A 23,827-nucleotide genomic window follows, 5' to 3' on the forward strand; every position below is an offset into this window, starting at 1 on the left:
GCGATGTGACGGAACAACGCGGAGTTGAGCAAGCACGCATTGTGAACCAGAGATCCACTCTCTAGGGTGACCGAGTGCGTGCGTTCACACGGGGACTCATCGGCATCGCCGGGTTCCTCGCGCTCTGGGAGCTCTTAGGACGCTCCCCCCTCATACCTGCACACGCGCTTCCGCCACCGTCTGTCGTGTTCGGAGAGCTCGTCACGCAGTTGACGTCCCCTGCCTTCATCAGTCATGTCGTGGCAACGGTCCTGGCAGTGCTGATCGCCATCGCGATCGCGATCGCCATCGCGGTGCCGAGTGGACTCGTCCTCGGCAGCGTCCCGGCGGTGCGGCACGCGACCCGCGCGATCATCGAGTTCCTGCGCCCGATCCCTTCTGTGGCACTGATTCCGCTCGCACTGGTGATGCTCGGCTTCGGACCGGAAACCAAGATCACGCTCGCCGTGTACGCGGCACTGTGGCCGATCCTGTTCAACACCATTTACGCGCTGGACGAACTGGACCCGTTGCTCGTCGAGACCGCAAGGGTTTTCGGGACCCGGCGGGTCGGTGTGCTGTTCCGGGTCGCGTTGCCCAGCGCGTTGCCGTTCGTCCTCACCGGAATCCGGCTCGCGGCGACGACGGCGCTGATCGTGATGGTGAGCGTGGAGCTCATGGCCGGCAGCCAGGTCGGCCTCGGCTACTTCATCATGGAGGCCCGCAGCGGACCGGGCCGGATGGACCAGGTGCTGGTCGGCACCGTGGTCGCGGGCGCGATCGGCGTCCTGCTGAACAACGGTCTCGAGCGCGTCCGCCGGCGTTGGGTGGCCTGGTGAACAAGTTCTTTCAACGGTGGACCGTGTTCGCCGGTCTGGTTGCCGTTTGGCAGTTGCTTGGCTGGCTCGCCGACGACCCGTTCTTCCCGCCGCCTTCCGAGATCGTGACGGCCGCGTGGCAGTGGTGGGTGGTCGATCCGCGGAACTTCACCGAGCACGTCATCCCGTCGATCACGCGGCTGCTGTCCGGCTGGGCGATCGCGTCGGTGATCGGCGTGGCGCTGGGCCTGCTGCTGGGCCGCTCGGACCGGGCGATGGAGTACGCGGGACCGCTGCTGGTGTTCCTGCGCTCGATCCCGCCGCCCGCGCTGGTGCCGGTGTTCCTGCTGCTGTTCAAGGCGGGCCAGTCGATGCAGGTCGCGACGATCGTCTTCGGCGTGATCTGGCCGGTGCTGCTCAACAGCGTGGACGGCGCCCGTTCCGTCGACGTGACCAAAGTGGACACCTCGGCGGTGTTCCGGATCCCGCGCTGGCAGTGGGTTCTCGGCGTCGTGCTGCCCGCGGCCTCGCCGAAGATCTTCGCCGGCCTGCGGGTCTCCCTGTCGCTTTCCCTGGTGCTGATGGTGATCTCCGAGCTCGTGGGCACGGACAACGGCATCGGTTCGCAACTCATGCAGGCACAGCGCGAGTTCGACTACACGCGCATGTGGGCCGGGATCGTCCTGCTGGGCGTGCTCGGGTACGGACTCAACACCGCGCTTCTCGCGGTGGAACGCAGAGCGTTGGCGTGGCAACCGAGGAGTCGGGATGAGCAACATGCTTGAGGTGGCCGACCTCGGCCACACCTATGGTGACTACGAGGCCATCGGTGGCCTCACGTTCACCGTGCGCGCCGGCGAGCTGGTGTGCGTGGTGGGCCCGTCGGGATGCGGCAAGTCGACCTTGCTGCGCACGATCTCGGGGCTCATCGCGCCTTCGCGCGGTGACGTGTCCTTGAAGGGATCACACCTCGCGGTGGTGTTCCAGGACTACTCGCGTTCGTTGTTCCCCTGGCTTTCGGTGCAGGGCAACGTCGAGTTCCCGCTGCGCGGGCTGCCGCGCGCCGAACGCCGTGCTCGTGCCGCCGAGGCGCTGGAGTGGGTCGGCCTCGGTGCGGCCGCGCGCAAGCGTCCGTGGCAGCTTTCCGGTGGCATGCAGCAACGTGTGGCGATCGCGCGCGCGTTGGCGTACCGGCCGTCGTTGTTGCTGATGGACGAGCCGTTCGCCTCGGTGGACGCGCAGACCCGGTTCGAGCTGGAGGACCTGTTGCTGCGCGTGCGTCGTGAGCACGACACGACCGTTCTCGTGGTCACGCACGACATCGACGAGTCGGTGTACCTGGGCGACCGGATCCTCGTGCTGAGCGGTTCTCCGGCGCGGCTGGTGGCGGACCTGGAGGTGCCGTTGCCCGCCGAGCGCGACCAGGTGACGACGCGGACGGACGAGGCGTTCGTGGCGCTGCGGTCCAAGGTGGCGCGGCTGCTGAACGTCGGCGGGAAGCCCGCGATGGACGTGGAGAAGTGGGCCGCGGCGGAGCGGGAATCGCTCAGCGAGACCGTCTCAACCTGACAGAGCGTGTTCGAAACCCTGCTCTGACTGGGAAAATCTGGGAAGAACTGGGAAGAACTGGCAAAAAGATCTGGGCATGAATCAGCCCCGGACCCGCCGTGGTCCGGGGCTGATCTGTGTCGCACGGTGACAGTGCCGCGGGAGGGCTCCCACAAGCCAACGAGAAGCCGCCGTACGAGGTTTTGATGTGACGGGCGCCCGCGCTCGGGGGCAGAGCGCAGGGCGCCCGTCATGCTTCTTACAGGTGGATGTCGATGTTGTTGTGGTTGCCGATGCCACCGTCGAGCAGGTCGATGCCGCCGAGCTTGACATCACCGATGACCTGACCGAGGTCGTGGTGCACGTCGCCGACCTGCGCGACGTTCTGCACGACGTTGTCGGTCACGTTGGTCACGTGGGACACGTCGGCGACGTCCGAGACGTCCAGGTGCGCCACGTCGGCCGCGCCGATGACGTTCTTGACCAGGACGTCGGTGTCGACGTCCTTGACCAGCACGTTCGTGACGTCGTGCACGTTGCCGAGACCGTCGATGCCGTTGACGCCCGCGAGGTCGGTGACGCCCGCGAGGTCGGTGACGTTGCCGAGGAGCGCGTTGTCGGAGGCGATGTCCGTGACGTGCGAGACGTCCGGAACGTTCGGGACGACGTTGGTGACCTGCGACAGCGTGCCGTCGAGGGTGCTCGACACGTCGCCCAGGCCGGAGAAGTCGGAGACCAGCGCGGTGAGGGCGGAGGGGTTGGCGATGCTCGTGATGCCGGCGACGTCGCCCACACCGACGGGCGCGCCGACGACGCCTTCCACGTTGTCCGCGATCTGCAGGAGGCTGTTGACGGCGGGCAGCTCGTCGCCGCCGAGGACGCTGTCGAGCACGTCGACGTTCGGGACGGAGGCGGCGTCGAGGACCAGCGGCAGGATCTCGTGCACGTCGCCCGCGGTGATGTCACTGAGGCCCGCGGCCTCGAGGCAGCCCAGCGGGTCCTGCTGGAACGCCTCACGGGCGTCCAGGTCGGTCAGCAGGCCGAGGGTGAAGTCGTGCAGGGTGGTCGGCTCGGCCTGCACCGTGGTCGGGCCGGTCTCGACGGTGACCGGGGCGGCCTGCGCCGTGGTCTGGCCGGTCTGCACGGTGGTGGTCTCGGTCTGCTGCATGGAACTCAAGCTCCTGTGAGTGCATCGGGGGATGTCTTGTTCAACCGTATGGATGAACGGCATCCCCCGGCATCGGGAGTTGGCCCCAGATCGTGACGAAATGAGATCCCTAGGGGGATCGGTTCACTCGTTAGGGGAGGCGGGGGACTCACCCCACAGGGGGAGATGTGCCCCGTCACGGGCCGACGTAGTTCTCCGCGAACGTCGCGCGGTAGGCCGGTGACTCGGCCAGGTGCTCCAGCCTCGCCTGGGCCAACCGTCCGAAGAACGGTGAGCTCACGTCGGTGTGGATCATGTTCACCATCCACTGGGAGAACTCCTGGGCCCGCCAGACGCGGCGCAGGCAGTCCTCCGAGTAGGTCTTGAGACCGGTCTCCGATCCGGTCGCGTAGAACTCCGTCAGTGCACGTCCGAACGTTGCTGCGTCGTTCATGGCGAGGTTCATGCCCTTGGCGCCGACCGGCGTGATGATGTGGGCTGCGTCACCCAGCAGGTACAGCCGGCCGTACGACATGGGCTCCACCACGTGGCTGCGCATGTCGAGGACGCGCTTTTCGATGATCTTCCCCTCGGTCAGCGACCAAGTGGAGTCGTGCAGTGCGAACCGTTTGTGCAGTGCTTCCCAGACCTGTTCATCGGTCCAATCTGACGCTTTTGTTCCGACCGGCACCTGGAGGTAGAAGCGAGAAACGGTCGGCGACCGGAGCATGTGTCCCGCGAAACCGTCCTCGTGCAACGCGTAAATGACGGCTTTAGTCGACGGAGGAGCCTCGGCAAGAATGGTGAGCCACTCGATTCCGTGCTGATGCGTGAATTCCGTCAGCACCCCCTCGGGAATGGATGGCCGGCACACGCCGTGGAATCCGTCACATCCGGCCACGAAGTCGCAGCCGATGGTCTCGCGTACCCCGTCCGCGCTGGTGAAGGCCACGGACGGCGTAGAAGACGTGAGATCCCGCAACTCCACGTCGCTGACCGAGAACCGGATGTCACCCCCGGCGTCCAGGAATGACCCGATGAGGTCCTTGACCACTTCCTGCTGCGGGTAGACGTAGTGCTGGCGGTTGCCATACAGGTCGCTGTACGCCACCTGGAACGCCCGGCCGCTCACGCGGAATTCACACGTTCCGTGACGGTCTGCTTCCATCAGCAAACGATCTGCCAGACCGAGTGACTCCAACATGGTTACAGAGCGATGTTCCAGGACACCTGCCCGTGGCCGGGTTTCCACCTGGGTGCGACTAGCTTTTTCCAGGACCACGCAGTCGATACCTGACTGCTGGATCAAGTTTGCCAAGGTCAGACCGGCCGGCCCCGCGCCGACGACGGTCACAGCGCTCTTCAACTGGGTTCTCCTAGCCCTAGACCTGCTGTGCTTAGATGCTCACCGCAGGTAGTGGACTGGAACCTGCTCGTGTCGGTCAACTGGGGTCTTTTGGAGCAGCATCACTACTCTGAGTGGTTGACCGTCGCGATCTCCCCGCAACGACGACACCGCTCCGACAGGAGAGTGCTCCCGATGACTCGAAGAGTCCGCCGCATCGCCGTCCGTGGCATCGCCCTTGCCACGCTGCTCGCCACCGTGGCGAGCTGCGGACTGCTCGGCGGCAAAGAGCAGGCGCCCCCGGCCAACTCGAACGGCCAGGTCGAGAAGGCCAAGATCACCCTGGGGGTCCTGCCGATCCTCGACGTGGCGTCCGTCCACGTCGCGATCAAGAAGAACTACTTCAAGGATGAAGGGCTCGAGGTCGAGCTCAAGACCATCCAGGGTGGTGCTCAGGCGATCCCCGGCCTGATCAACAAGGAGCTGGACTTCACGTTCGGCAACTGGGTCTCGTTCTTCGCCGCCCAGTCGAAGGACACGGCCAAGGCGGTCGAGGGCATCAAGCTCATCGCCGATGGCTACCAGGCGAAACCCGACATGTTCCTGATCTTGGCGGCCGGTGACTCGGCCATCAAGGGCCCGGCTGACCTCGCGGGCAAGACCATCGCGATCAACACGTTCAGGAACATCGCCGAACTGACCGCGAAGGCGACGCTGGAAGCCGCGAACGTCGACGTCAGCACGGTCAAGTTCAAGGAGATGCCGTTCCCGGACATGCAGGCGGCGGTCGCGAACAAGACCGTTGACGCGGCCTTCATGGTCGAGCCGTTCATCACCCGCGCTCAGCGCGTCGCCGGCCAGGTCAAGGTGCTCGACGCGGCCTCCGGCCCGACGGACAACATCCCGATCGCGGGCTATGCGACCAGCGGTGACTTCGCCAAGAACAACCCCAAGACGGTGGCTGCCTTCCAGCGCGCGATCGCCAAGGGTCAGGCCGACGCCGCCGACCGTCCCACGGTCGAGCCGCTGCTCGTCGAGTACGCCAAGGTCGACAAGGAAACCGCAGGTCTTGTCCACTTCGGCGCCTTCCCGACCACGCTGGACCAGACGCGGCTGCAGCGCGTCGTGCAGCTGATGCAGCGGTACGGGCTGCTGGACAAGGAGCTCGACGTCAAGCCGATGCTCATCCAGCCCTCCGGTAGTTGACGAACCGCGCGGGTGGCTGTGATCGAGTCGTGATCACGGTCGCCCGCGCACATCGTTTCGTCCGTATGAATTATCGCTTAGGGGCCGTTTAGCCGCGCTGGTCAAAGTTGTTGTTTCGCGAACCAGCTGTTTTGTCGTCCGAACGGCGGTATGAGAACAGCGTGTTTTACTCCAAGATCCACCAGGTTTGCAGCTATTAAACGGGGCGGGGAGTGTTGACGGTGCGCGGTCGTGAGGACCAGCGAGGCATCGACCGGTTCCGCCTACGCAACTGGCGGCTGCGGAGCAAGCTCGCGGTGGTGTTGTTGGTTCCGGCGCTGAGCACCGCGACTCTCGCGGGTCTGCGCCTGAACACCCAGCTCGACGAGGTCGAGCTCTTCGGCACCGTCCAGCGCGAACTTGCGGTGAGCCACCAGGCCGCGAAGGTGGAGAACGCGCTCCAGGTCGAGCGCGACTGGGCAGTGCAGTGTGTGGCCGCCGGCAGGCAGAACGCGTGCCCCGAGCACGCCGCCCGCACCGGCCTCACGGACAACGAACTCGGCAAGTACCGAGAAGCGGGCGCGACGGCCACGGTCCTGAGCGCGCCGCTCAACGAGGCGATCAACAAGTCGCTGCAGTCGCTCGACGGACTGGCGGCCCTGCGCGTCACGTTGCTGAGCACGAAGTATCCCGAGATGGCCGTGATCGGGGCGTACAACCAGATCATCGCCTCGCTCGTCCCGGTGCACCTCGCCGCGATCTCGAGCCTCAGCAACCCGGAGATCGTTCCGCTGGTCGCCGCCGCGCAGGCGCTCTACAAGGCCCAGGAACAGATCGGCCAGCAGAACGCGATCCTGACCGCGACGGCGTTGCGCCGGAGTTTCGCGCCCGGTGCCGCGGACGAGCTGCGGGCGGCGCAGTCCCGGTTGGACGCCGCGTTCACCGAGTTCACCAGCGCGGTGACACCGCAGAACAACCAGCTGTTCCAGGACAAGGTGTCCGGGTCCGCGGTGGACGGCCGCAACCGGCTGGTGAAGCTCGCGCTGGCGCAGGACGCCGGGAACAAGCCGGTGACCATCGCCGACGCCGAGGTGCTCAAGGACGGTGAGGGCACCGCGAACCTCGTTCGCGAGGTCGCGACCGAGCTGGAGCGCCAGGGCGACGCCACGGCCACGCGCCTGGCCGGCGACGCTCGCGCGGCCGCGTGGCGCGACGCCGCACTGGTCGCCATCTCGCTGCTGGTGGCGTTCGGTCTCATGGCGATGGTCGCGCAGTCGATGCTGCGGCCGCTGCGCATCCTCCGCCGCAGCGCCCTCGACGTCGCCCGCAACCAGCTGCCCGACGCCATTCGCCGAATCCGTTCGCACCGCGACCCGGAACGCGCCGCGGAAGAGGCGATCGTCCCGGTGCCGCTCAACACGACCGAAGAGGTCGGCCAGGTCGCGCGGGCGTTCGACCTCGTGCAACGCGAAGCCGTCCGCCTCGCCGTCGAGCAGGTGGCCCTGCGCGCGAACGTCAACGACATGTTCATCAACCTGTCGCGGCGCTCGCAGGCGTTGGTGGAACGCCAGATCAGCGTGATCGACCGGCTGGAGCAGGACGAGCAGGACCCCGACCACCTCGCGTCGTTGTTCGAGCTCGACCACCTCGCCACGCAGATGCGCCGCAACAGCGAGAACCTGCTGGTGCTCTCCGGCACGACGGTCAACCGCCGCGTCACCCGCCCGGTCGCGATCGCCGAGGTGCTCGGTGCCGCGGTGTCCGAGGTGGAGAAGTACGCGCGCGTCCAGATCGCGCCGACGCCGGACATGATGGTGCAGGGCCGCGTGGTCAACGACCTCGCGCACCTCATCGCCGAGCTGCTCGACAACGCGACGGCGTTCTCCAAGCCGACCACCAAGGTCACCGTGCGCACGATCGAGACCCGCAAGGGCGAGATCGCGATCCGCATCCACGACCGCGGTGTCGGCATGCAGGAGGACGACGTCGTCGAGTCCAACGCGAAGCTCGCCGAACCGCCGGAGGTCGACGTCTCCGTCGCCCGCGAGATGGGCCTGTACGTGGTCGGCCAGCTCGCGAAGCGCCACGAGATCCGGGTGACGCTGGCGAACAACGACGACATCGAGGGCGGTGTCACCGCACAGGTGATCCTGCCGGTGTCGTTGCTGCACAAGGGAGCGCCGCCCGCGCTGCCCCTGCCGTCCGCCCCTGTTCCGTCCTCCGCCGAGACGACCGGCGTCGAAGGCCTCGCCGGTGTGCCGAAGTGGACGCCGGAGCACCCGGTCGTCGTGCCGTCGCAGGCCGACGCCGACGAGAACTCCGGCCGGCACCGCATCGAGCAGACGTCCGCGGACGGCCTGTTCACCGCTCGGGTCGAGGCGAGCGAGGAGTCCTCTGAGGACGGTTACTCCTACGAGCCGCCGATCGAGCGTCCGGCCGAGCCGGCCACCGAGATCTTCCCGGTGATCTCCGACGACGAGCTGGACATCTCCCACGACGCGCTGTCGCGGTGGTTCCAGACCCCCGCGGCCGACGTGCCGGCCACACGCTCCACAACGGACGTTCCGGCACCGCAGCCGGAACGCGCCGAGGAAGAGGACGCGGAACCCGCGACGGTGAACGGCCTGCCGAAGCGCCAGCGTTCCGCGGACACCGTGAAGATCGAGGCACCAACGGCGGTGCCCCGCGCGGTTGCCGACTTCGCCGAGTCCGACTGGGGGGCGGCGGACGACGGTTGGCGCGCCGCGGGAGCGCTGGACAAGGGCGCACCCGCGCAGACGACGGAGAACGGCCTGCCCAAGCGTGTCCCGAAGGCACGCCTGGTGCCCGGCTCGCTGCCGAAGCCGTCGTCACCGGCACCACAACTGACGGCCGCCGCCGCCATCCCCGGCCGGTCCGCCGACCGGTTGCGCCAGCGGTTCGCCACGTACCAGAAGGGCGTCCAGATGGGCCGTGAGTCGCTCTTCGACTCGGCCGTCGGAGGCATCCCCGTGATCGCAGAAAGGGAACACCAGTGACCACCGCGACTGAGGAACTGGACAACTTCAGCTGGCTGGTCGAGGACTTCGTCAGCAGGGTCGCCGGTGTCGCACACGCGATCGTCGTCTCGGCCGACGGACTGCTGCTCGCTTCGTCGGACCGCCTGCCGCACGACCGCGCGGAGCAGCTCGCCGCCGTGTCTTCCGGCCTGGTCTCGCTGAACCTCGGCGCGGCGCGCTGTTTCGAAGCAGGTGAGGTGAAGCAGACTGTCGTCGAGATGGAACGGGGCTACCTTTTCCTGATGTCCATCAGCGACGGGTCGTGTTTGGCCGTGCTCGCCGCACCCAACTGCGACATCGGGCTCATCGGTTACGCGATGACCCGGCTGGTGGAGCGGGTCGGTCTCCAGCTCACGCCGGAGATCCGTGCTCAGCTGCACGTTTCCATGAGAGCCTGAGTAGAGAGAAGTTCCCATGAGCAACGGTGCTCCGGGTCGTCCGGGGTCACCTGGGGTCGACCTGACCGCGATGTCGGCGAAGATCGTCGTCGCGGGTGGGTTCGGTGTCGGCAAGACGACGTTCGTCGGGTCGGTCTCCGAGATCACCCCGCTGACCACCGAGGCCGTGATGACCCAGGCATCGGTCGGTGTCGACGACCTGTCCGCGGTCCCCGACAAGGTCACCACCACGGTGGCCATGGACTTCGGGCGCGTGTCGTTGGACAAGGACCTGATCCTGTACCTGTTCGGCACACCCGGACAGCACCGGTTCTGGTTCATGTGGGACGACCTGGTGCGCGGCGCGATCGGTGCCGTCGTCATGGTCGACACCCGCCGGATCGACGAGGCGTTCGCGCCCATCGACTTCTTCGAGGACCGCGACCTGCCCTACGTGATCGCGGTCAACTGCTTCGACGGCCTGATGCACCACCGGGCCGAGGAGGTGCGGGACGCGCTGACGATCCCGTCCTCGGTGCCGATCATCCCGTGCGACGCGCGAAACCGGCAGTCGACGAAGCAGATCCTGATCGCGCTGGTGGAGCACGCGCTGCGCCAGCCGTCGTTCGCCTGAACCGCCCTCGCTCGTTGACGCCCTCTGGACCATCAGTTCCAGAGGGCGTCAAGAGTTATTCCTCCGACTGGCGGCGACCTGTTCGTGGCGCCGGGCGGTGAGAACATCACTAGTAGGTCGTGTTTCCGCTAGCCGCAAGGCATGCGCCGCTCTCTGGACGCGAGGAACACCTACGAACGCACTGAACCACATCGGTGCTTTTGACACTTGACTCTTCTTGTGCGCCAACGCTGCGCCGATACAGTCGGGGAGCAATTACCCTGCATTGCGAGGAGATTCCTGTGTCCCTGCGCAAACAAATCGTCGTGGTAGCCAGTGCTGTCGCCCTAGCGGCCGGCTTCATCGGCACCGCGGAAGCTGCGCCCCGCATCGTCACTTACAACTCGAGCAACACCGGTGAGTTCCAGGCGGCGATCGACAAGGGCGCGCAGATCTGGAACAGCAGCGTCGTGAACGTGCAGTTCCGCAAGGTGACCGGCTCGGCGAACGTCACGGTCAGCGTGGACAACCAGTGGCCTCGTGCCTACGTGTCCAGCCTCGGCCGCGGCCGGTGGGTCATGGGTCGCCAGGCCGTCAACGAGGGACATGACACCGTCCGCATCTCGGCTCACGAGTTCGGGCACCTGCTCGGTCTGCCCGACCGCCGGACGGGGCTGTGCACCGACCTGATGTCCGGTGCCAGCGCCGGCACGTCGTGCAAGAACCCCAACCCGAACGCGAAGGAGAAGGCCGAGGTCGAGGCGAACTTCCGCACGCTCGTGACCGTCCAGGCGACGACCTTCGAGGACGCTGCCTAGGTGATCGATGAGTGGTTGTGGTCTCCCTGACGGCCACAACCACTCACGACACCACCAGGTCCACGCCCAGAGCTCGAAGTTCGTCCGGATCGCCGGGCCCGCCGATCACGTGCACGCCCGCCGACCGCAGCAGCGGCACCAACAGGGCTAAGCCTTGCCGCGCAAGCCTTTCCGACGGCGGTCGCGCCAGCCGTACGCCCCACACCGGACTGCGGTCCACAGTGGACAAACCGGTGAACCCGCCGCCGAACTCGTGCAGCAGCACGTGCACGCCCATGTCGTGCAACACCTCGAGGTTCTCCTCGCCCTCGGGCATCGCCCGCAGGTCGAGTGCCAGGAACAGCGAGGAAGCCGGGAACGCGCAGGCCCGCAGGTTCGACCGCACGTGCGCCGCCAGGTCCGGATCGCGTGACTGGTCGCGGGACAACCGGACCAGCACCGGCTCTCCGCGCGAACACGCGTCGTGCAGCACCAGTTGGCCGGCCCGCGCGGCCAGGCCGAGAGCGTCGGCGTAGGTGACGACCTCGTCGTGCCGGGTCGTTCCCCACCGCAGCGAGGCCTCGACGAAGGCCAGGGATCCCGAGATCCACGACACCGGCGAGTACTCCACGGAGATCTCGCCGTTCTCGAAGGCACCGGGCATCGCCGCGATCCGGGCGAAACGAGCACGATCGGCGACGTCGGCCTCGTGGTCGTAGATGCCCCACTGTCTCTTGCCGCCGATCTCGGCCTTCCGCAACGTCGAGTGCGCCCGCCGCAGCAGGGCTGTCGGGTTCACGCCGGGGCCCGCTGCGTGCACGAAACCGATCGACGTCGACACCGCGACGCCCGCGCCGTCCAGGTACACCGGTTCGGACAGCTCGTCGTCGATCATCGCGGCCAGCGCGGCGACGTCGGGCGATCCCTGGATCAGCACGACGAACTCGTCACCGCCGACCCGTGCCACCACGGCGTCCGGCAGCGCGACCCGCAACCGCCGGGCGACCTCGACCAGCACGGCGTCGCCCGCCGCGTAACCGAGACCGTCGTTGACGATCGTCAGGCTGTCGACGTCCAGGTATCCCAATGTGTGCGGCTGGCCGGTCGCGAGCGCCGACTCCAGCTTGTCGGCGAACGAGGCCCGGTTCGGCAGACCGGTCAGCAGGTCCGTCAACGACTGGTGCCGCAACCACTCCTGCAGCATCCGCTGCTCGGTCACGTCCTCGATCAGCGCGACGTGGAACTTCGGCAGTCCGTCCGACCCGCGCAGCACCGACAGCACCACGTTCGCCCACACCGTGTCGCCGTTGTTGCGGGTGAGCTCCCGCTCCCGCCGGTCGGTGTCCACAGAGGACGCGAGCATCCGCGCGCAGGCCGATGCGAGTGCCACCGCGTCGGCCTCGGCGAACAGCTCCTTCGGCATCTCCTCGTGGCCGAGGATCGTGGCCAGCGCGTCGTTCGCCTCCACCACCGCGCCCTGGAGATCGAAGATCGCGATGCCCACCGCCGTCGACGCGAAGACCTGGGCGAACCGGGCCTCGCTGTCGTGCAGGTCGCGTTGCGCGTCCTCGACGGCCTTCAGCAACGAGTTCTTGACCTTCTCCTGCTCGGCGAACAACTGGTCGCGCGTCGCCCACACGTACCCGGACGCCAGCGCGCCGAGCACTTCGGGGGAGAACTCCGGCCCCAGCACCTCCAGCGTGCGCCGCAACGAGTCCGGACCGGTGAAGTGCTTGCGCACCAACCACTCGCCGACGGCCGGCACCTCCTGCCCAGCACGCAGCCGGACGGCGTGTTCCTCGAGGTGCTGCGTCAGCTTCCGCCGTGACATCGGCGAGTACGCGCTCTCGATCAGAACCGCCGCCCAGCGCTGAGCGAGGGCCGAGGTGGGCATCAGGGCTTGCGACCCACCGCGGCGTAGAGGTTGGCCTTCGTCGGGTCCTCGCCGACGTCCTCCGGTGACTCGGGCCGCCACTCGGGCGTGAAGACGATGCCGGGTTCCACGATCTCCAAGCCCGCCAGCATGTCCGCCACCTGAGCCTTGGTGCGCGGTGTGATCGGCTCCGCGGTCTTGGCGAAGATCTCCTTACCGGCCGCCATCGCGGCCGGCATGCTGTCCGCGGTGAAGTGGGACAGCGCCAGGTACGAACCGGCCGGGAGCGCGTCGACGTACCGGGCCAGCACACCCCAGGGGTCGTCGGAGTCCGGGATGAACTGCAGCACGCCGACGACCAGCAGCCCGATCGGCTGCGAGAAGTCCAGCAGCTCCCGCGCCTGCGCGATGACCTTCTCCGGTTCGCGCAGATCGGCGAGCAACGCCGTCACGTTCGGCTCGTCGGCCAGCATCAGCTCGGCGTGCGTGATCGCGACGGGTTCGAAGTCGACGTACACGACCTTCGAGTCGGGAGCGACCTCGTGCGCCACCTCGTGCACGTTGCCGACCGTCGGGATGCCCGAACCGAGGTCCAGGAACTGCCGGATGCCGAGATCGGCCAGTTCCAGGACGGCACGGCGCAGGTACGCGCGGTTGAGCCGCGCCATGCCTCGCACCGGCAGCACCTTGATCAGCGCTTCCGCCGTCTCGCGGTCCGCTTCGAAGTTGTGTCCGCCGCCGAGCAGGTAGTCGTAGATCCGGGCGGAGCTCGGGACGTCGACGTTGACACCTTCCGGGACCCAGCTGACGCGATCGACCACAGCAGCACACACCCTCTCGAAGTGCGAATTCTGAGCGTCGATAACCCTACTGGCCGCAGGTGTAGGCCGAACGAATGAATTCCACCATCACTCGAATGGTGAGTCAGAGGATAAACCAATCGGTGCAACCGTTTGCGAACCGGAACTTCACCGGTCCGCGCGGCGCACTCCCCATCACGAACATCCCCAGTTCGTCGACCACCGCTGTTTCGTGGTCACCCGAAGGCGTCACCAGCGTGACCGATCCGGACGCCGGCATCAGCTGCCCGGTGATCCCGGCCGCCGACACCTCCACCTGCAGCGACACGCCGTCCGCGTCGAACACCAGCTGCCGCGCCGTCGAGGTCGACCTCGCCCTGGCGAACAACGTGTCGTCCAGCACCGAGTCGTACGACGTGATCAGCAACAGCTCCTCGTCGATGTTCCGCCAGGTGAACGCGGCCTTCGCGGCCTCGACGAACTCCGGCGGTACGTCGTCGGAAGGTGTGCTCAACGCGTCGCGCAAGGCGTCGAGCAGTACTTCGTCACTGTCCCAGTCGTGCCGCACCCAGCACACCTCCTCTCGTCTGCTGTGCGAGTCCCTTCTTGGCAGACCCCAGGAAGGTCGAGATCGCAGGAGTTTTGCGCAACTTCTCCAGACAACGGATCCGCGTCGGGCCGATGCTGCCGACCGGCATCGCGAGCTCTTCGCTCACGACCTGGTAGCTCGGCGGCGGATCGGTCATCAGCTTCGTCAGCAACCGCTTGCACTGATCTGTGAGCTCGGCGAACCCGTCCCGCAACGCCTGTCGCCGTTCCACGGCCAGCAGGTCCGACTCCACGTCCGCGTCCATCTGTTCCGACTCCAGTGCGTCGGACTCGGACAACGGGTCGTAGAGGTGCGTCCGCTGCTGCACGCGCAACACGCGCAGACATTCGTTGCGGGTGGTCGTCATGATCCAGCCGGGCAGTGCCTCCGGCTCGCGCAGCCGTCCGATCTGCTCCACGAGCCGCAGCCACAGCGTCTGGTTCACGTCGGACGCATCCGCTGGGCGCAGCCGGTGCTTGTAGATCACCGACACCACCAGTGGCGTGTAACGGTCCACGATCTCGTTCCACGCCGACTGGTCGCCCTCGGCCGCCGCGCTCACGAGCGCGGCGATCGGGGAGGCAGAGGTCACGTCGACTCCTTGCGGTCACAACTGGCGGAGGCGGAGGTTGCCTCCCAGATACAACTATTTGACAAAAACTCCGTAGCCGGGTGCGAACTCGTCACCGGTCAACAGTTTGTCACGTGCCTGAGCTGCGGTGATGCCCTCCGAGACCATCGTGGCGGCGATCCGGCCGGTGACCAGGGGAGCGGCGAACGAGGTGCCGTACCAGTAGGCCCACAGCGCGAACGGCGTCGCGGCGGCCTCCCCCGGCAGGTGCCACTCGCCCTTGAGGTAGGTCGAGGCCCGGTTGCCGATCGCGCACGCGTCGACCCAGTGGCCCCAGTTCGAGTAGAAGGCGGGCCCGACGGAACCGTCGCGCTTCTGCTCGGCGGCGGCGACGGCGGTGACCCCGCACAGCGCGGCGGGCCAGCTCGGCCGCTGGGTGCCCTGGTTGCCGGCCGAGGCGACCACGACGATGTCGTCGGGCAGTTCGTCGATCGTGCGCCGCAGCGGTTCGGACGCCACGTCGTCCTCGGTGAAGCAGCCCAGCGACAGGTTGAGCACGTTGATCTTCTTCTTGCCCAGCTCGGCGATCTTGCGGCAGAGCCGTTCCTCGTCGCCGAACCCGTTCTGGTCGAGCGCGACCTCCGGGTCGAACGTGACGCCGGGCGCCGCGTTCTGGATCACGCCCGCGACGAACGTGCCGTGGCCGCCCTGCAGCGCGAACACGGCGCCGCTGCTGTAGGCGGGATCGACGTCGTCCGCCTCCTTGGTGTAGCGCTCGGCGAACCAGTCGGAGTGGTCGCTGTCGGCGCCGGAGGAGATGCCGGTGTCGATGATGCCGACCCGGACGTCCCTGAGCCGGTCGTCGGTCTTGGGCGCGGAGATCGGTTCGGCGGGGTAGGGCCGGTCGCCCGGGTTGCCCATGATGAGGCCGCCGTGGCCGACGATCACGTGATGCGGTTGCACGAGCGGCACCCGCTGATTAGGCCAATTTCGTTGATCTCTCAACAACCGAACGATGCGAGGAATGTCCTCGGCGTTGTTCGGCAACGTCAGGCGGACCATTCCGGCGAATCCTTCGCCGGGCCGGGCGACGATGTTGTTTTCGCGCAGCTTTTCGATCACGCGTTGCTGATCCTCGGCGCTGACGAGCAGCTGGCCGGGTCGATAAAGGAATTCACGCCCGCGTTCGGCGTGGAAGCTGATGTTCTTGTCCTCGGCGATGAGCTGCAGAAAAGCTCTTTGGTAAAGCTCCGCGCTTTCTGGCGTTTTCGACACCACGGCCTCACTAAAGCAGCGTTGACGGGCACCCCGACCGAGCTTGATCAAGCTACCACAGCCGATAAAGTGACGCCGTGACCGACTTTTCTGCGGAGGACGCGCTGGAGGCCAGGCAGCGCAACCCGCGCGCGGCCGTCGAGATGGCCCGCGCTGTCCTCCGCAGGACGGAAGATCGCGCGGAATGGTCGATCGCCGAGCGCGCGATCGGCCTCGCGTTGCGCGAGATGCACGACTTCCCCGGTGCGGCTCGGCATCTGCGTCGCTCGATCAAGATCGCGGTCGACGCTTCGCTGCCCCGTTTGTCCGCGTTGGCGCAAATGAGCCTGGCCTGGGTGCTCGTCTACACCGGTAAGCACAAGCAGGCGTTGAAGGCGCTCGACGACGCGATGCCGGAACTCGCCGGCGCCGACGCGGTGGCCGCGTTGATGCAGCGCGGCGTCGTCTTCCACTACCTGACGCGTCATGACGACGCCGAGCGCGACTACACCGCCGCCATCGCCGGTGCCCGCCGCGTCGGGGACAAGCTCGTGGAGGCACGGGCGTTGAACAACCGGGGCCTCGTGCGCGCGTACGTGGGCAACATGCGTGAGGCGTCGGCGGACTTCGCGCTCGCCGCCACGTTGCTGGGGGAGCTCGGCCAGGAGCTCGGCGTCGCGGACGTGCACTGGAACGCGGGCATCATGGCGACCCGCTCCGGTGACGTCCCGGCCGCGCTGATGTTGTTCGACAAGGCGGAGGAGGTGCACCGGCGGCTCGACGTGATGCGTCCCGTGCTGCTGGTGAACCGCCTGGAGCTGCTCGTCTCGGTGCCGCTGCTGGACGAGGCCCGCGCGGCGGCCGACCGGGCGATCGTCGAGCTGAAGGCGTTGAAGAACCCTTTGGGCGTCTCGGAGGCGCTGTACTTCCGCGCCCGGATCGCCCTGCTGGACGACGATCCCTCCGCGGCGCATTCGTTCGCCGCCGAGGCGCGCCGCCGGTTCCGCCGCGAGCAACGTCTGCTGTGGGCGGCCGGTGCGCGGTACCTGGAGTTGCACGCGGCGGTGTTGCGCGGCGACCGTTCGAGGCCGTTGCGGCTGGCGTTGTCCCGGGTCGCGGCCGAGCTGGACGCGATGGACTGGCGGCTGCCCGCCCTGGAAGCGCGCATCGACGCCGGTCTGGTCGCCGCGGACCTCGGACATCGGGCGCGTGCCGTCGCGGAGTTGTCCGTCGCCGCCGCCGCGCGGTTGCGGGGTCCGGCGGGGCTGCGGGTGCGCGGCTGGTACGCGGAGGCGTTGCGGCGCAAGCTCTCCGGTGACGTTCGCGGGACTTCTTCCGCGCTGCGTCGCGGCATCGGCCTGCTGGACGAGTACCGGGTGTCGTTGGGCGCGGCCGAGCTGCGGGCGTCGACAGGTGTGCAGGGTCAGGCTTTGGCCCTGGAGGGCCTGCGGCTGGCGGTCGCCTCGGGGAACGCGGCGCGCGTGTTGTCGTGGACCGAGAGCTGGCGCGCCGGTGCGTTGCGGATGAAGTCCGTGTCGCCGCCGGACGATCCTCGGCTGGAGGACGCGCTGGCGTCGCTGCGGGCGGTGGCGGCTGACGTGGAGTCGGCGCTGCTGGCCGGGAAGCCTGCCGGTGCGTTGCGGATGAAACTGGTCCGCGCCGAGCAACGCGTCCGCGACCTGACCCGGCAGACGTCCGGTGAGGTGGCGGTGTTCAAGCCGCCGTCGGTCGCGGCTCTGGGTTCCGCCCTGGGGTCGTGGGCTCTGATCGAGTTCGTCGAGTACGACGGCGTGCTGATGGCGGTCGTGCTGGCCGGTGGCCGGGCCTCGCTGCATTCCTTGGGTGCCGTGGAGGGCGTGGTTCGCGAGATCCGGTTGCTCCGCTTCGCCCTGCACCGCCTGGTGACTCTGCCGCCACAACTGCCGAACCTGGCCGTGGCCCGGTCTTCGGCTGCGCACGCCGCTTCGCTGCTGGCACAACGGTTGTTGGCGCCGTTGGCGTCCCGGACCGACGGCCGACCGCTGGTCGTGGTGCCGACGGGTGCTCTGAACAGCCTGCCGTGGGCGGTGCTGAACCGCCAGGTGACCGTCGCCCCGTCCGCCTCGGTCTGGCTGCGCGCTTGTTCCGTGGCTGACGCTTCCGGCGAGGCCGTGCTGGCCGCTGGACCACGCATGGCTGCCGCTCCCACCGAGATCAAGGCCATCAGCGCGCACGTGCCGGGCCGCGTTCTCGTCGGTTCCGAGGCGACGGTCAGCGCCGTTGCGTCCGCAATGGACGGTGCGGCGCTGGCACACATCGCCGCGCACGGGTCGTTCCGCGTCGACAACCCGTTGTTCTCGGCTCTGGAACTGGCTGACGGGCCGTTGACGGTCTACGACATCGAGCGGCTGCGGCAGCCTCCTACGCGGGTGGTGCTGTCGGCTTGTGACACCGGGCAGTCCGCGGTTCGTCCGGGCGACGAGTTGATGGGGTTCACGGCAGCTTTGCTGGGGCTGGGCACCCGTACGTTGATCGCGCCGGTGGTGCCGGTGCCGACGGATGGCACGGCACCGGTGATGGTGGAGCTGCACCAGAAGCTGGCGGCGGGGATGGCGCCGGCCGAAGCGCTGGCGGCGGTGCAACGGGCTGCCGCCGATGACGCTTCTTATGCCGCGGCCGTCGGGTTCGTCTGCTTCGGCGCCGGGTGATCATCCCGCCTCGATCGCGACGAGCCAGGCTTCCAGCGCTTTGAGGTTGGCCCTGGCGGTGACGGTGAGCCGGTCCTCCGCGAGGCCCGTCCTCACGGCAGTGATCGCGTGACCCCCGTGCAAGCACCGAACGAGCTTGGACGCGGCCTCGATGCCCTGTGCGGTCATGTCACCGTGCCGGCGCACGACATCCATCCACAGGTCGGTCGCCTGCCGCAGCAGGCCTTGCTCGGCCAGCTGTTGTGCCACGGCCAGTCGTCGCCACACACTGACGTTCGCCGCCAGGACCTGTTTCGCGATGAACGCCCCGACCTCGACGCCGCCCACCTTGAGCAAGGTCTCAGCGCACTCCTCCACGAAGAGGCTGCCGAATGACCTCAGGAACGCCCGCCTCGCGACTTCGATCGCTTCGTCGGTGCGCCCGATGCGGTGCAGGACCGGCACGAGCGCCCGTGCGGCGGCGGTGTCGCACTGGTCCACGTGTTCGAGCACGACCTCCAACAGACGCTCCGCCACCTCAGGGACCTCCTTGGAGACCAGGTGCCCGAGACACGTCGCCAGCACCTCCACGTCCACCGGTGTGCCGAGCATGCGTTCGACCAGGTCGACGGCCCGGTCGCGGTGCATCAGCGGTGCCGCCTCGGCCCAGTGCGAGGGCGGCCCGGCCACGGCCGCGGTGTACACCTCTTCACTGAACTCGCCGAGACTCAGCGCCTGGCGAGCCGTGCGGGCGAACTCCCACTTGTCGCCTGTCCTTCGCGCCAGCGCGAGCCGGACGAGGTGATCGACGTCAACGCCCACCTCCGCCAGCTCTGCGGCGATCATGACGATGTCGTCGGAATCCAGCGTGGCGCGCTTCTCCACCAGTTCGGTCACCAGCACCGGATCCGCGGCCGCGAGCGCTTGGCACGCTTCGACGAAGTCGCGGTCGTCGACCGCGGGGTTCGTCGCGACGCGCCGGGTGAGCTTGACGGCGAGCTCGGGGTCGGCGACCTGCAGTGCCACGCCGGTCGTCAGCACCTGCTTCAGGGAGCCGGATTTCGCGCGTTCGGCCACGGTGAGCACGGCGGCGTCCCCACCGGAGGCGATCAGCGCCTCGACCGCCTTGGCGAAGTCGTCGAGATCCGCGTCCGGCAGGGCCAGCACCCGTTCGGCAGCCCACACGGCCTCCTCCACACAGCCCGCGCGGACCGCCTGCTCGGCGAGCACGCCCCAGCCGGGTGGTTCCTCGTCCGGATTGCCGTGCGGTTGCGGCACGTGCGGGCTGTTCGGCGAGATCGTGGTGTCGGCCCGCAGCCGCGCGACCAGCCCGCGCAGCAGGCGTGCGGCCGGTTCCTGGCGTTCCAGTTCCGTCAGCAGAATCTGCACTGCGGCCATCACGATCACGTAGCTCTCGTGTTCGGCCCGGAGCAGGATGTTCTCCGCCAGTTCCGTGCCGGTCGGCAGGATTTCCGAGAGCCCGTTGACGATGGCGCGCAGTGCCAGCGGGTCGTGGAGATCGGCGAACTCCTGCAACCAGTGCGCGGACTCGTCCGGGAAGCCGAGGTGTCCGAGGGCGATCGCGCAGCAGATCCGCGTCGCTGGTGGCAGTTGGGGCTTGTCTCGCAACGTGTGCAGCGACTTGGTCAGCTGGCCGGTGGGCTCTCCGGCGAGGCCCGCCAGTACCCGGCCGATCTCACGCGCCGGCTCCCAGGGAGCGTCGTAGCTGCCAATGCTCAGCACGAGTGACACCAACCGGTTCACCACGTGCTTGGCCAGCTCTTCGTCCAGCGCGACCTCTTCGGCGAGCAGCTTGCCCGCCAGCAGGACGTGGTCGGGGCCGCCACTGGTCAGCCTGCGGAACACGAGGTTGAGGTCGTTGCCGGGTTCCCGCCCCCACAACGCGAACGTGAACAGCACCGAGGTCTCGCGAGCGGGCTGCATCCCCTGATCCACCCAGTCGTCGAGGTCGGGGAAGTCCGCGGGGATCTGGGCGGCCCGGTGGCGTGCCGCCAGGAACTCGGCGAACGAGTGGTGCAGGAACCGCAGCCCTTCGTCGAACTGCACGAACAAGCCGGTGCCCGCCAGGACCGTCAGCACGTCGCCGCGCCGGCACTCCGACCACTCCACCGCGATGTCCAGCAGCGGGCGTTCGGACTCCAGGCGTTGGTGCGCCATGTGTTCGATCAGGGAGCGGCGGTTGGCGTGCAGGTTCTCAACCTGCTTCAGACGGGTCGGGTTGTGGTGCAGCGAGTGGCGGAGGTCCGCGAGGGTGTCGCGGCCGCTGGCGGTGTCCTCCAGCAGGTAGCTCATGAACCGCTCGTACAGGTCGACCCGGTTGTGCGGCAGCTTGCGCTGGGGTTCGAGGGTGTTCGCGATGGCCGCGATCGTGGCGAGCAACGGGTTGCTGACCAGCTCCCGCAGCCGTCCGTCGTGGACCTGCCGCACGAACTCCTCGGTGCGGGCGATGGCGCGGGTCGGGTCCTGGGCGCGGAACCAGCCCGCCGCGAACGCCTGGAGCTCGACCGGCCCGAACGGCTGGATCGTGTAGAGCTCTACCTGCGGCCCGTGCACCTTGCGCAGCTCGTCCGGCGGCAGCGGTCGCGTGGTGATCACCAGCCGGTGGTCGCTGCCACGCCGGATGCGGGACGCGATCGCGTCGATCACGCGTTCCCGGCGTTCGGGTTCGGCGATCTCGTCGAGACCGTCGACGAACACCAGCCACCTGGCGCCGAGCGCGCGTTTCGCGAACACCTCCGGCTTCAGCGGGGCGTTCAACCTGCGGTCGCGCACGGCGTTGGCGAGAAGTTCGCTCCACGACAGCTCTTCCGCCAGCGCCTTGGCGGGGATGCGCAGCGGCAGCACGGGTTCCGGCAGCGGTGGGTTGCTGCTCGGGTCGAGCCACTCGCTCGCGAGGAGCCGCACGTACATCTGGCCGAGCGTCGACTTGCCGGCACCCGGATCGCCGGTGATCAGCAGGTGCTTGCCGGTGGCGAGCGCTTCCTCGATCGGGACGACCCGTTCCACCGGCTCCGGTTTGCGTTCGCCGGGCTTGCGTTCGGGTTCGGGCTTGTCCGTGCGCACGCTCTGCTGCACGTAGACCTTGGTGAGCTCGGGCTGCTTCACGCCCAGCAGCCGGTAGGGGAGAGCTTCGGCCGCGTCGCGCTGCACGTGCAGGAGGTCTTCGAGTTCCGCGGTGAGGCTCGGCCGGTCCTGCCACGAGGTCAGCGGCGGGTGCGGGACCGCGTCGCCGTGCAGGTGCAGCTCGTGCGCCTGGAACACGTGACCGTGCACGATGCTCTGGCTGACCGTGCTTCGGCTGACCTCGTCGGGCATGAGGAACGTTCTACCGGAAAGGTGTGTGCCCGTGATCGGTTTGCTGTTGTTGTGGGCGACGCGCCTGCTGGTGGCCGCCGTGTTCGGCTGGGCGGGCGTGACGAAGCTGCTGGACCTCCCCCGGACACGCCGGGCGGTGGGCGAGTTCGGCGTGCCGGACCGGTGGGTGCGCGCCGTCGCGATGGCGTTGCCGGTGGTCGAGCTGGGCGTGGCGGCCGGCGTGCTGCTGCCGTGGACCGTCGTGGCGGCCGGGGTGGTGGCGCTGGGGCTGCTGGCGGTGTTCTCCGCGATGGTGGCGTGGTTGCTGTGGAGGGGAAAGCGGCCTGCCTGTGCCTGTTTCGGGGCCGGTTCCGGGGTGATCAGCGGAATCACGTTGGCGCGCAACGGGTTGCTGGGCGCTCTCGTGCTGGTCGCGACGGTGGGGGCGAACGACGCGTTGCCCGTCGAGTACGCGGTCGGCACTGCGGTGGCTGTGGCACTGGGGACCGTGCAGCTGTGGCAGGGGCTTTCGCTGCGGCGGTTGCGCCGGCCCGTCGATCACGGTGACGGTTTGCCGATCGGGGTGCCCGCGCCGTCGATCGACCTGCGGTACGCGGCGGGTGGGCGCGGCAGCCTCGCGTCGGCGCTGTCGGCGGGACTGCCGGTGGTGCTGTTGTTCGTGCATCCGGGATGCAGCCCGTGTTCGCGGATCGTCGCCGAGTTGCCGCGGTGGCGTACGCGGTTGAGCGGCAAGGCGACCATTCTGCTGATCGGCCGGGGCGCTGCGGAGAGCCTCGCGGCGTTGGACGGTGAGATCCTCGTGCAGCACGGGACGGAGGTCGCCGAGGGATACCTCGTGCGCGGCACGCCGGCTGCGGTGCTCGTCGACGCGCGGGGGCGGATCGCTGCACCGCTCGCGGTGGGCACTTATGCCATCCGTGAACTGCTTGAGGCCACCGGTCCTGACGCCGTCAGGCGGTGATGTGCCGTATGACCGCGGCAAGGGACCGCTCACGTGGTTGAACGGTGTCCACCGAGAGCGCCTCCCGTCCCCAGGAGGGAAAACTCGCCAGTCGCTGCTGCACATCGGACCAGTCACTGGCGTCATGCCAGCCGGGGATTCCGCGGCTGCGACCTTCGAGCCTGGCACGGTGGACTGGCGGGTCGGAGCACTGGCACACGACCGCACGGAACTCCGCACCGGCCCGGCGGGCCAGGCTGCGCCAGCGTTCCCTGGTCGCGACCCGTTCGGTGGGGTGATCGAGGATGACGGACCGTCCGGCGGTCAGTTGCCGGAGAGCGAGCGTGGTCAGCACCTCTTCGGCAATCTCCAGCGGGGCCTCGAAATAGCGACCGCCGAACGGGGTCAGCGCGCCGAGCAGCCAGTCGGTGGCGAAGACCGGGATTCCCAGCTCGGCGCCCGCGGCGTCGGCCAGGGTGCTCTTTCCGCTGCCGGGCAACCCGGAGAACACGACCAGCCGGGCATCCGTGGCGACGGAAGGCAGATCGTGGTCGGTGAAATCGGCCGGCAATCTCGGTGTCAGGTCGGTCGGCACCAGTCCGGCAACCCACGTGGAGGCGATTCGATGCGGCCGTGCGGCCTCGACGACGCAGGTGACGACGTCGACGATGCCGTCTTGGCGCAGGATCCGCGCCCGCGCGGTGGTCTCGTCGACGTCGAGACCGACCACGACGACCGGCGCGTAGTCGGCAGCTCGACCGCGGGTGACCTCGACGTACCTCTCGGGCGTGACGACGGCGGTGAACGCGGCCGCGAGCACGTCGGACGCGTCCGCTCCCCAGCCGGGTTTCCCGTCCAGGCCGTCGAGAATCCATTCCAGCCGCGCCAGGGCAGGACTGGCTGCGAAACGGTGCACTGTTCCCCCAGGCGAAGTGGTCGAGCCAGCCTAGC

Annotated in this window: 20 protein-coding genes; 11 read left to right on the plus strand and 9 right to left on the minus strand. The window is 68.2% G+C overall.

Features of this window, described 5'->3' with window-relative positions:
• Positions 1 to 74: 74 nt before the first annotated feature.
• The 3 genes from G7043_RS33215 to G7043_RS33225 are packed head-to-tail and all read left to right on the plus strand — an operon-like array spanning position 75 to position 2,366.
• Positions 75 to 818: an ABC transporter permease gene (locus tag G7043_RS33215; protein WP_166052547.1), complete on the plus strand. Its 744-nt coding sequence runs from the start codon at positions 75 to 77 to the stop codon at positions 816 to 818.
• A complete protein-coding gene (locus tag G7043_RS33220; RefSeq protein ID WP_166052549.1) occupies positions 815 to 1,582 on the plus strand; it encodes an ABC transporter permease in 768 nt (255 codons plus the stop codon). Before G7043_RS33215 ends, G7043_RS33220 begins: the two co-directional genes overlap by 4 nt.
• Positions 1,566 to 2,366, plus strand: a complete 801-nt coding sequence (locus tag G7043_RS33225; protein WP_166052551.1) for an ABC transporter ATP-binding protein — start codon at positions 1,566 to 1,568, stop codon at positions 2,364 to 2,366. Before G7043_RS33220 ends, G7043_RS33225 begins: the two co-directional genes overlap by 17 nt.
• A 238-nt stretch (positions 2,367 to 2,604) precedes the next feature.
• Here G7043_RS33225 and G7043_RS33230 read toward each other — a convergent pair whose 3' ends face one another.
• Both G7043_RS33230 and G7043_RS33235 read right to left on the minus strand, forming a co-directional pair.
• Positions 2,605 to 3,513: an IniB N-terminal domain-containing protein gene (locus tag G7043_RS33230; RefSeq protein WP_166052552.1), complete on the minus strand. Its 909-nt coding sequence runs from the start codon at positions 3,511 to 3,513 to the stop codon at positions 2,605 to 2,607.
• 175 nt (positions 3,514 to 3,688) lie between these two features.
• Positions 3,689 to 4,846 carry a 4-hydroxybenzoate 3-monooxygenase gene (locus tag G7043_RS33235; protein WP_313888221.1) on the minus strand — a complete coding sequence of 386 codons (1,158 nt, stop codon included), beginning with the start codon at positions 4,844 to 4,846 and terminating at the stop codon, positions 3,689 to 3,691.
• Positions 4,847 to 5,032: 186 nt separating this feature from the next.
• Between G7043_RS33235 and G7043_RS33240 the strand changes: the two genes are divergently transcribed.
• The 5 genes from G7043_RS33240 (at position 5,033) to G7043_RS33260 (ending at position 10,868) form a co-directional block, all read left to right on the plus strand.
• Entirely contained in the window at positions 5,033 to 6,043 is a 1,011-nt protein-coding gene (locus G7043_RS33240) for an ABC transporter substrate-binding protein (RefSeq protein WP_166052557.1), read from the plus strand.
• Between the two features lie 221 nt (positions 6,044 to 6,264).
• Positions 6,265 to 9,039: a nitrate- and nitrite sensing domain-containing protein gene (locus G7043_RS33245; protein WP_313888194.1), complete on the plus strand. Its 2,775-nt coding sequence runs from the start codon at positions 6,265 to 6,267 to the stop codon at positions 9,037 to 9,039.
• On the plus strand, positions 9,036 to 9,458 hold the full coding sequence (locus G7043_RS33250) for a roadblock/LC7 domain-containing protein (RefSeq protein WP_030468876.1): 423 nt from the start codon (positions 9,036 to 9,038) through the stop codon (positions 9,456 to 9,458). Before G7043_RS33245 ends, G7043_RS33250 begins: the two co-directional genes overlap by 4 nt.
• A gap of 16 nt (positions 9,459 to 9,474) precedes the next feature.
• A complete protein-coding gene (locus tag G7043_RS33255; RefSeq protein WP_166052561.1) occupies positions 9,475 to 10,071 on the plus strand; it encodes a GTP-binding protein in 597 nt (198 codons plus the stop codon).
• 281 nt (positions 10,072 to 10,352) lie between these two features.
• Positions 10,353 to 10,868 (plus strand): snapalysin family zinc-dependent metalloprotease, encoded by a 516-nt coding sequence (locus G7043_RS33260; protein WP_313888195.1) that lies wholly within the window; start codon positions 10,353 to 10,355, stop codon positions 10,866 to 10,868.
• Positions 10,869 to 10,911: 43 nt separating this feature from the next.
• On the opposite strand, the gene G7043_RS33265 is transcribed toward G7043_RS33260, so the two are convergent.
• The 5 genes from G7043_RS33265 to G7043_RS33285 all read right to left on the minus strand — a co-directional run bounded on the left by G7043_RS33265 (position 10,912) and on the right by G7043_RS33285 (position 15,643).
• On the minus strand, positions 10,912 to 12,741 hold the full coding sequence (locus G7043_RS33265) for a diguanylate cyclase domain-containing protein (RefSeq protein ID WP_166052563.1): 1,830 nt from the start codon (positions 12,739 to 12,741) through the stop codon (positions 10,912 to 10,914).
• Positions 12,741 to 13,541: an SAM-dependent methyltransferase gene (locus G7043_RS33270; protein ID WP_166052565.1), complete on the minus strand. Its 801-nt coding sequence runs from the start codon at positions 13,539 to 13,541 to the stop codon at positions 12,741 to 12,743. The genes G7043_RS33265 and G7043_RS33270 overlap by 1 nt, the downstream gene beginning before the upstream one ends.
• A gap of 103 nt (positions 13,542 to 13,644) precedes the next feature.
• Positions 13,645 to 14,088, minus strand: a complete 444-nt coding sequence (locus G7043_RS33275) for a hypothetical protein (RefSeq protein ID WP_166052567.1) — start codon at positions 14,086 to 14,088, stop codon at positions 13,645 to 13,647.
• Positions 14,066 to 14,701, minus strand: a complete 636-nt coding sequence (locus G7043_RS33280) for an RNA polymerase sigma factor (protein ID WP_166052569.1) — start codon at positions 14,699 to 14,701, stop codon at positions 14,066 to 14,068. The genes G7043_RS33275 and G7043_RS33280 overlap by 23 nt, the downstream gene beginning before the upstream one ends.
• A 54-nt stretch (positions 14,702 to 14,755) precedes the next feature.
• Positions 14,756 to 15,643: a S8 family peptidase gene (locus G7043_RS33285; RefSeq protein WP_313888196.1), complete on the minus strand. Its 888-nt coding sequence runs from the start codon at positions 15,641 to 15,643 to the stop codon at positions 14,756 to 14,758.
• Here G7043_RS33285 and G7043_RS48730 point away from each other — a divergent pair.
• The gene (locus G7043_RS48730) at positions 15,614 to 16,036 is read left to right on the plus strand and encodes a hypothetical protein (protein WP_242642961.1); all 423 of its coding nucleotides are present in this window, start codon (positions 15,614 to 15,616) and stop codon (positions 16,034 to 16,036) included. The two genes, G7043_RS33285 and G7043_RS48730, sit on opposite strands and share 30 nt — an antisense overlap.
• Positions 16,033 to 18,621: a CHAT domain-containing protein gene (locus tag G7043_RS33290; protein ID WP_313888197.1), complete on the plus strand. Its 2,589-nt coding sequence runs from the start codon at positions 16,033 to 16,035 to the stop codon at positions 18,619 to 18,621. Before G7043_RS48730 ends, G7043_RS33290 begins: the two co-directional genes overlap by 4 nt.
• Here the strand turns inward: G7043_RS33290 and G7043_RS33295 are convergent, their stop codons facing one another.
• Entirely contained in the window at positions 18,622 to 21,936 is a 3,315-nt protein-coding gene (locus G7043_RS33295; RefSeq protein WP_166052571.1) for an NACHT domain-containing protein, read from the minus strand.
• 31 nt (positions 21,937 to 21,967) lie between these two features.
• Between G7043_RS33295 and G7043_RS33300 the strand changes: the two genes are divergently transcribed.
• Complete coding sequence (locus tag G7043_RS33300) at positions 21,968 to 22,897, plus strand: MauE/DoxX family redox-associated membrane protein (protein ID WP_166052573.1); 930 nt, start codon at positions 21,968 to 21,970, stop codon at positions 22,895 to 22,897.
• Here G7043_RS33300 and G7043_RS50075 read toward each other — a convergent pair.
• Positions 22,887 to 23,792 carry an AAA family ATPase gene (locus tag G7043_RS50075; RefSeq protein WP_166052575.1) on the minus strand — a complete coding sequence of 302 codons (906 nt, stop codon included), beginning with the start codon at positions 23,790 to 23,792 and terminating at the stop codon, positions 22,887 to 22,889. The genes G7043_RS33300 and G7043_RS50075 overlap by 11 nt on opposite strands.
• Between the last annotated feature and the right edge of the window lie 35 nt (positions 23,793 to 23,827).

The organism is Lentzea alba (assembly GCF_011067745.1).
In the GTDB taxonomy this organism is placed as follows: domain Bacteria; phylum Actinomycetota; class Actinomycetes; order Mycobacteriales; family Pseudonocardiaceae; genus Lentzea; species Lentzea alba.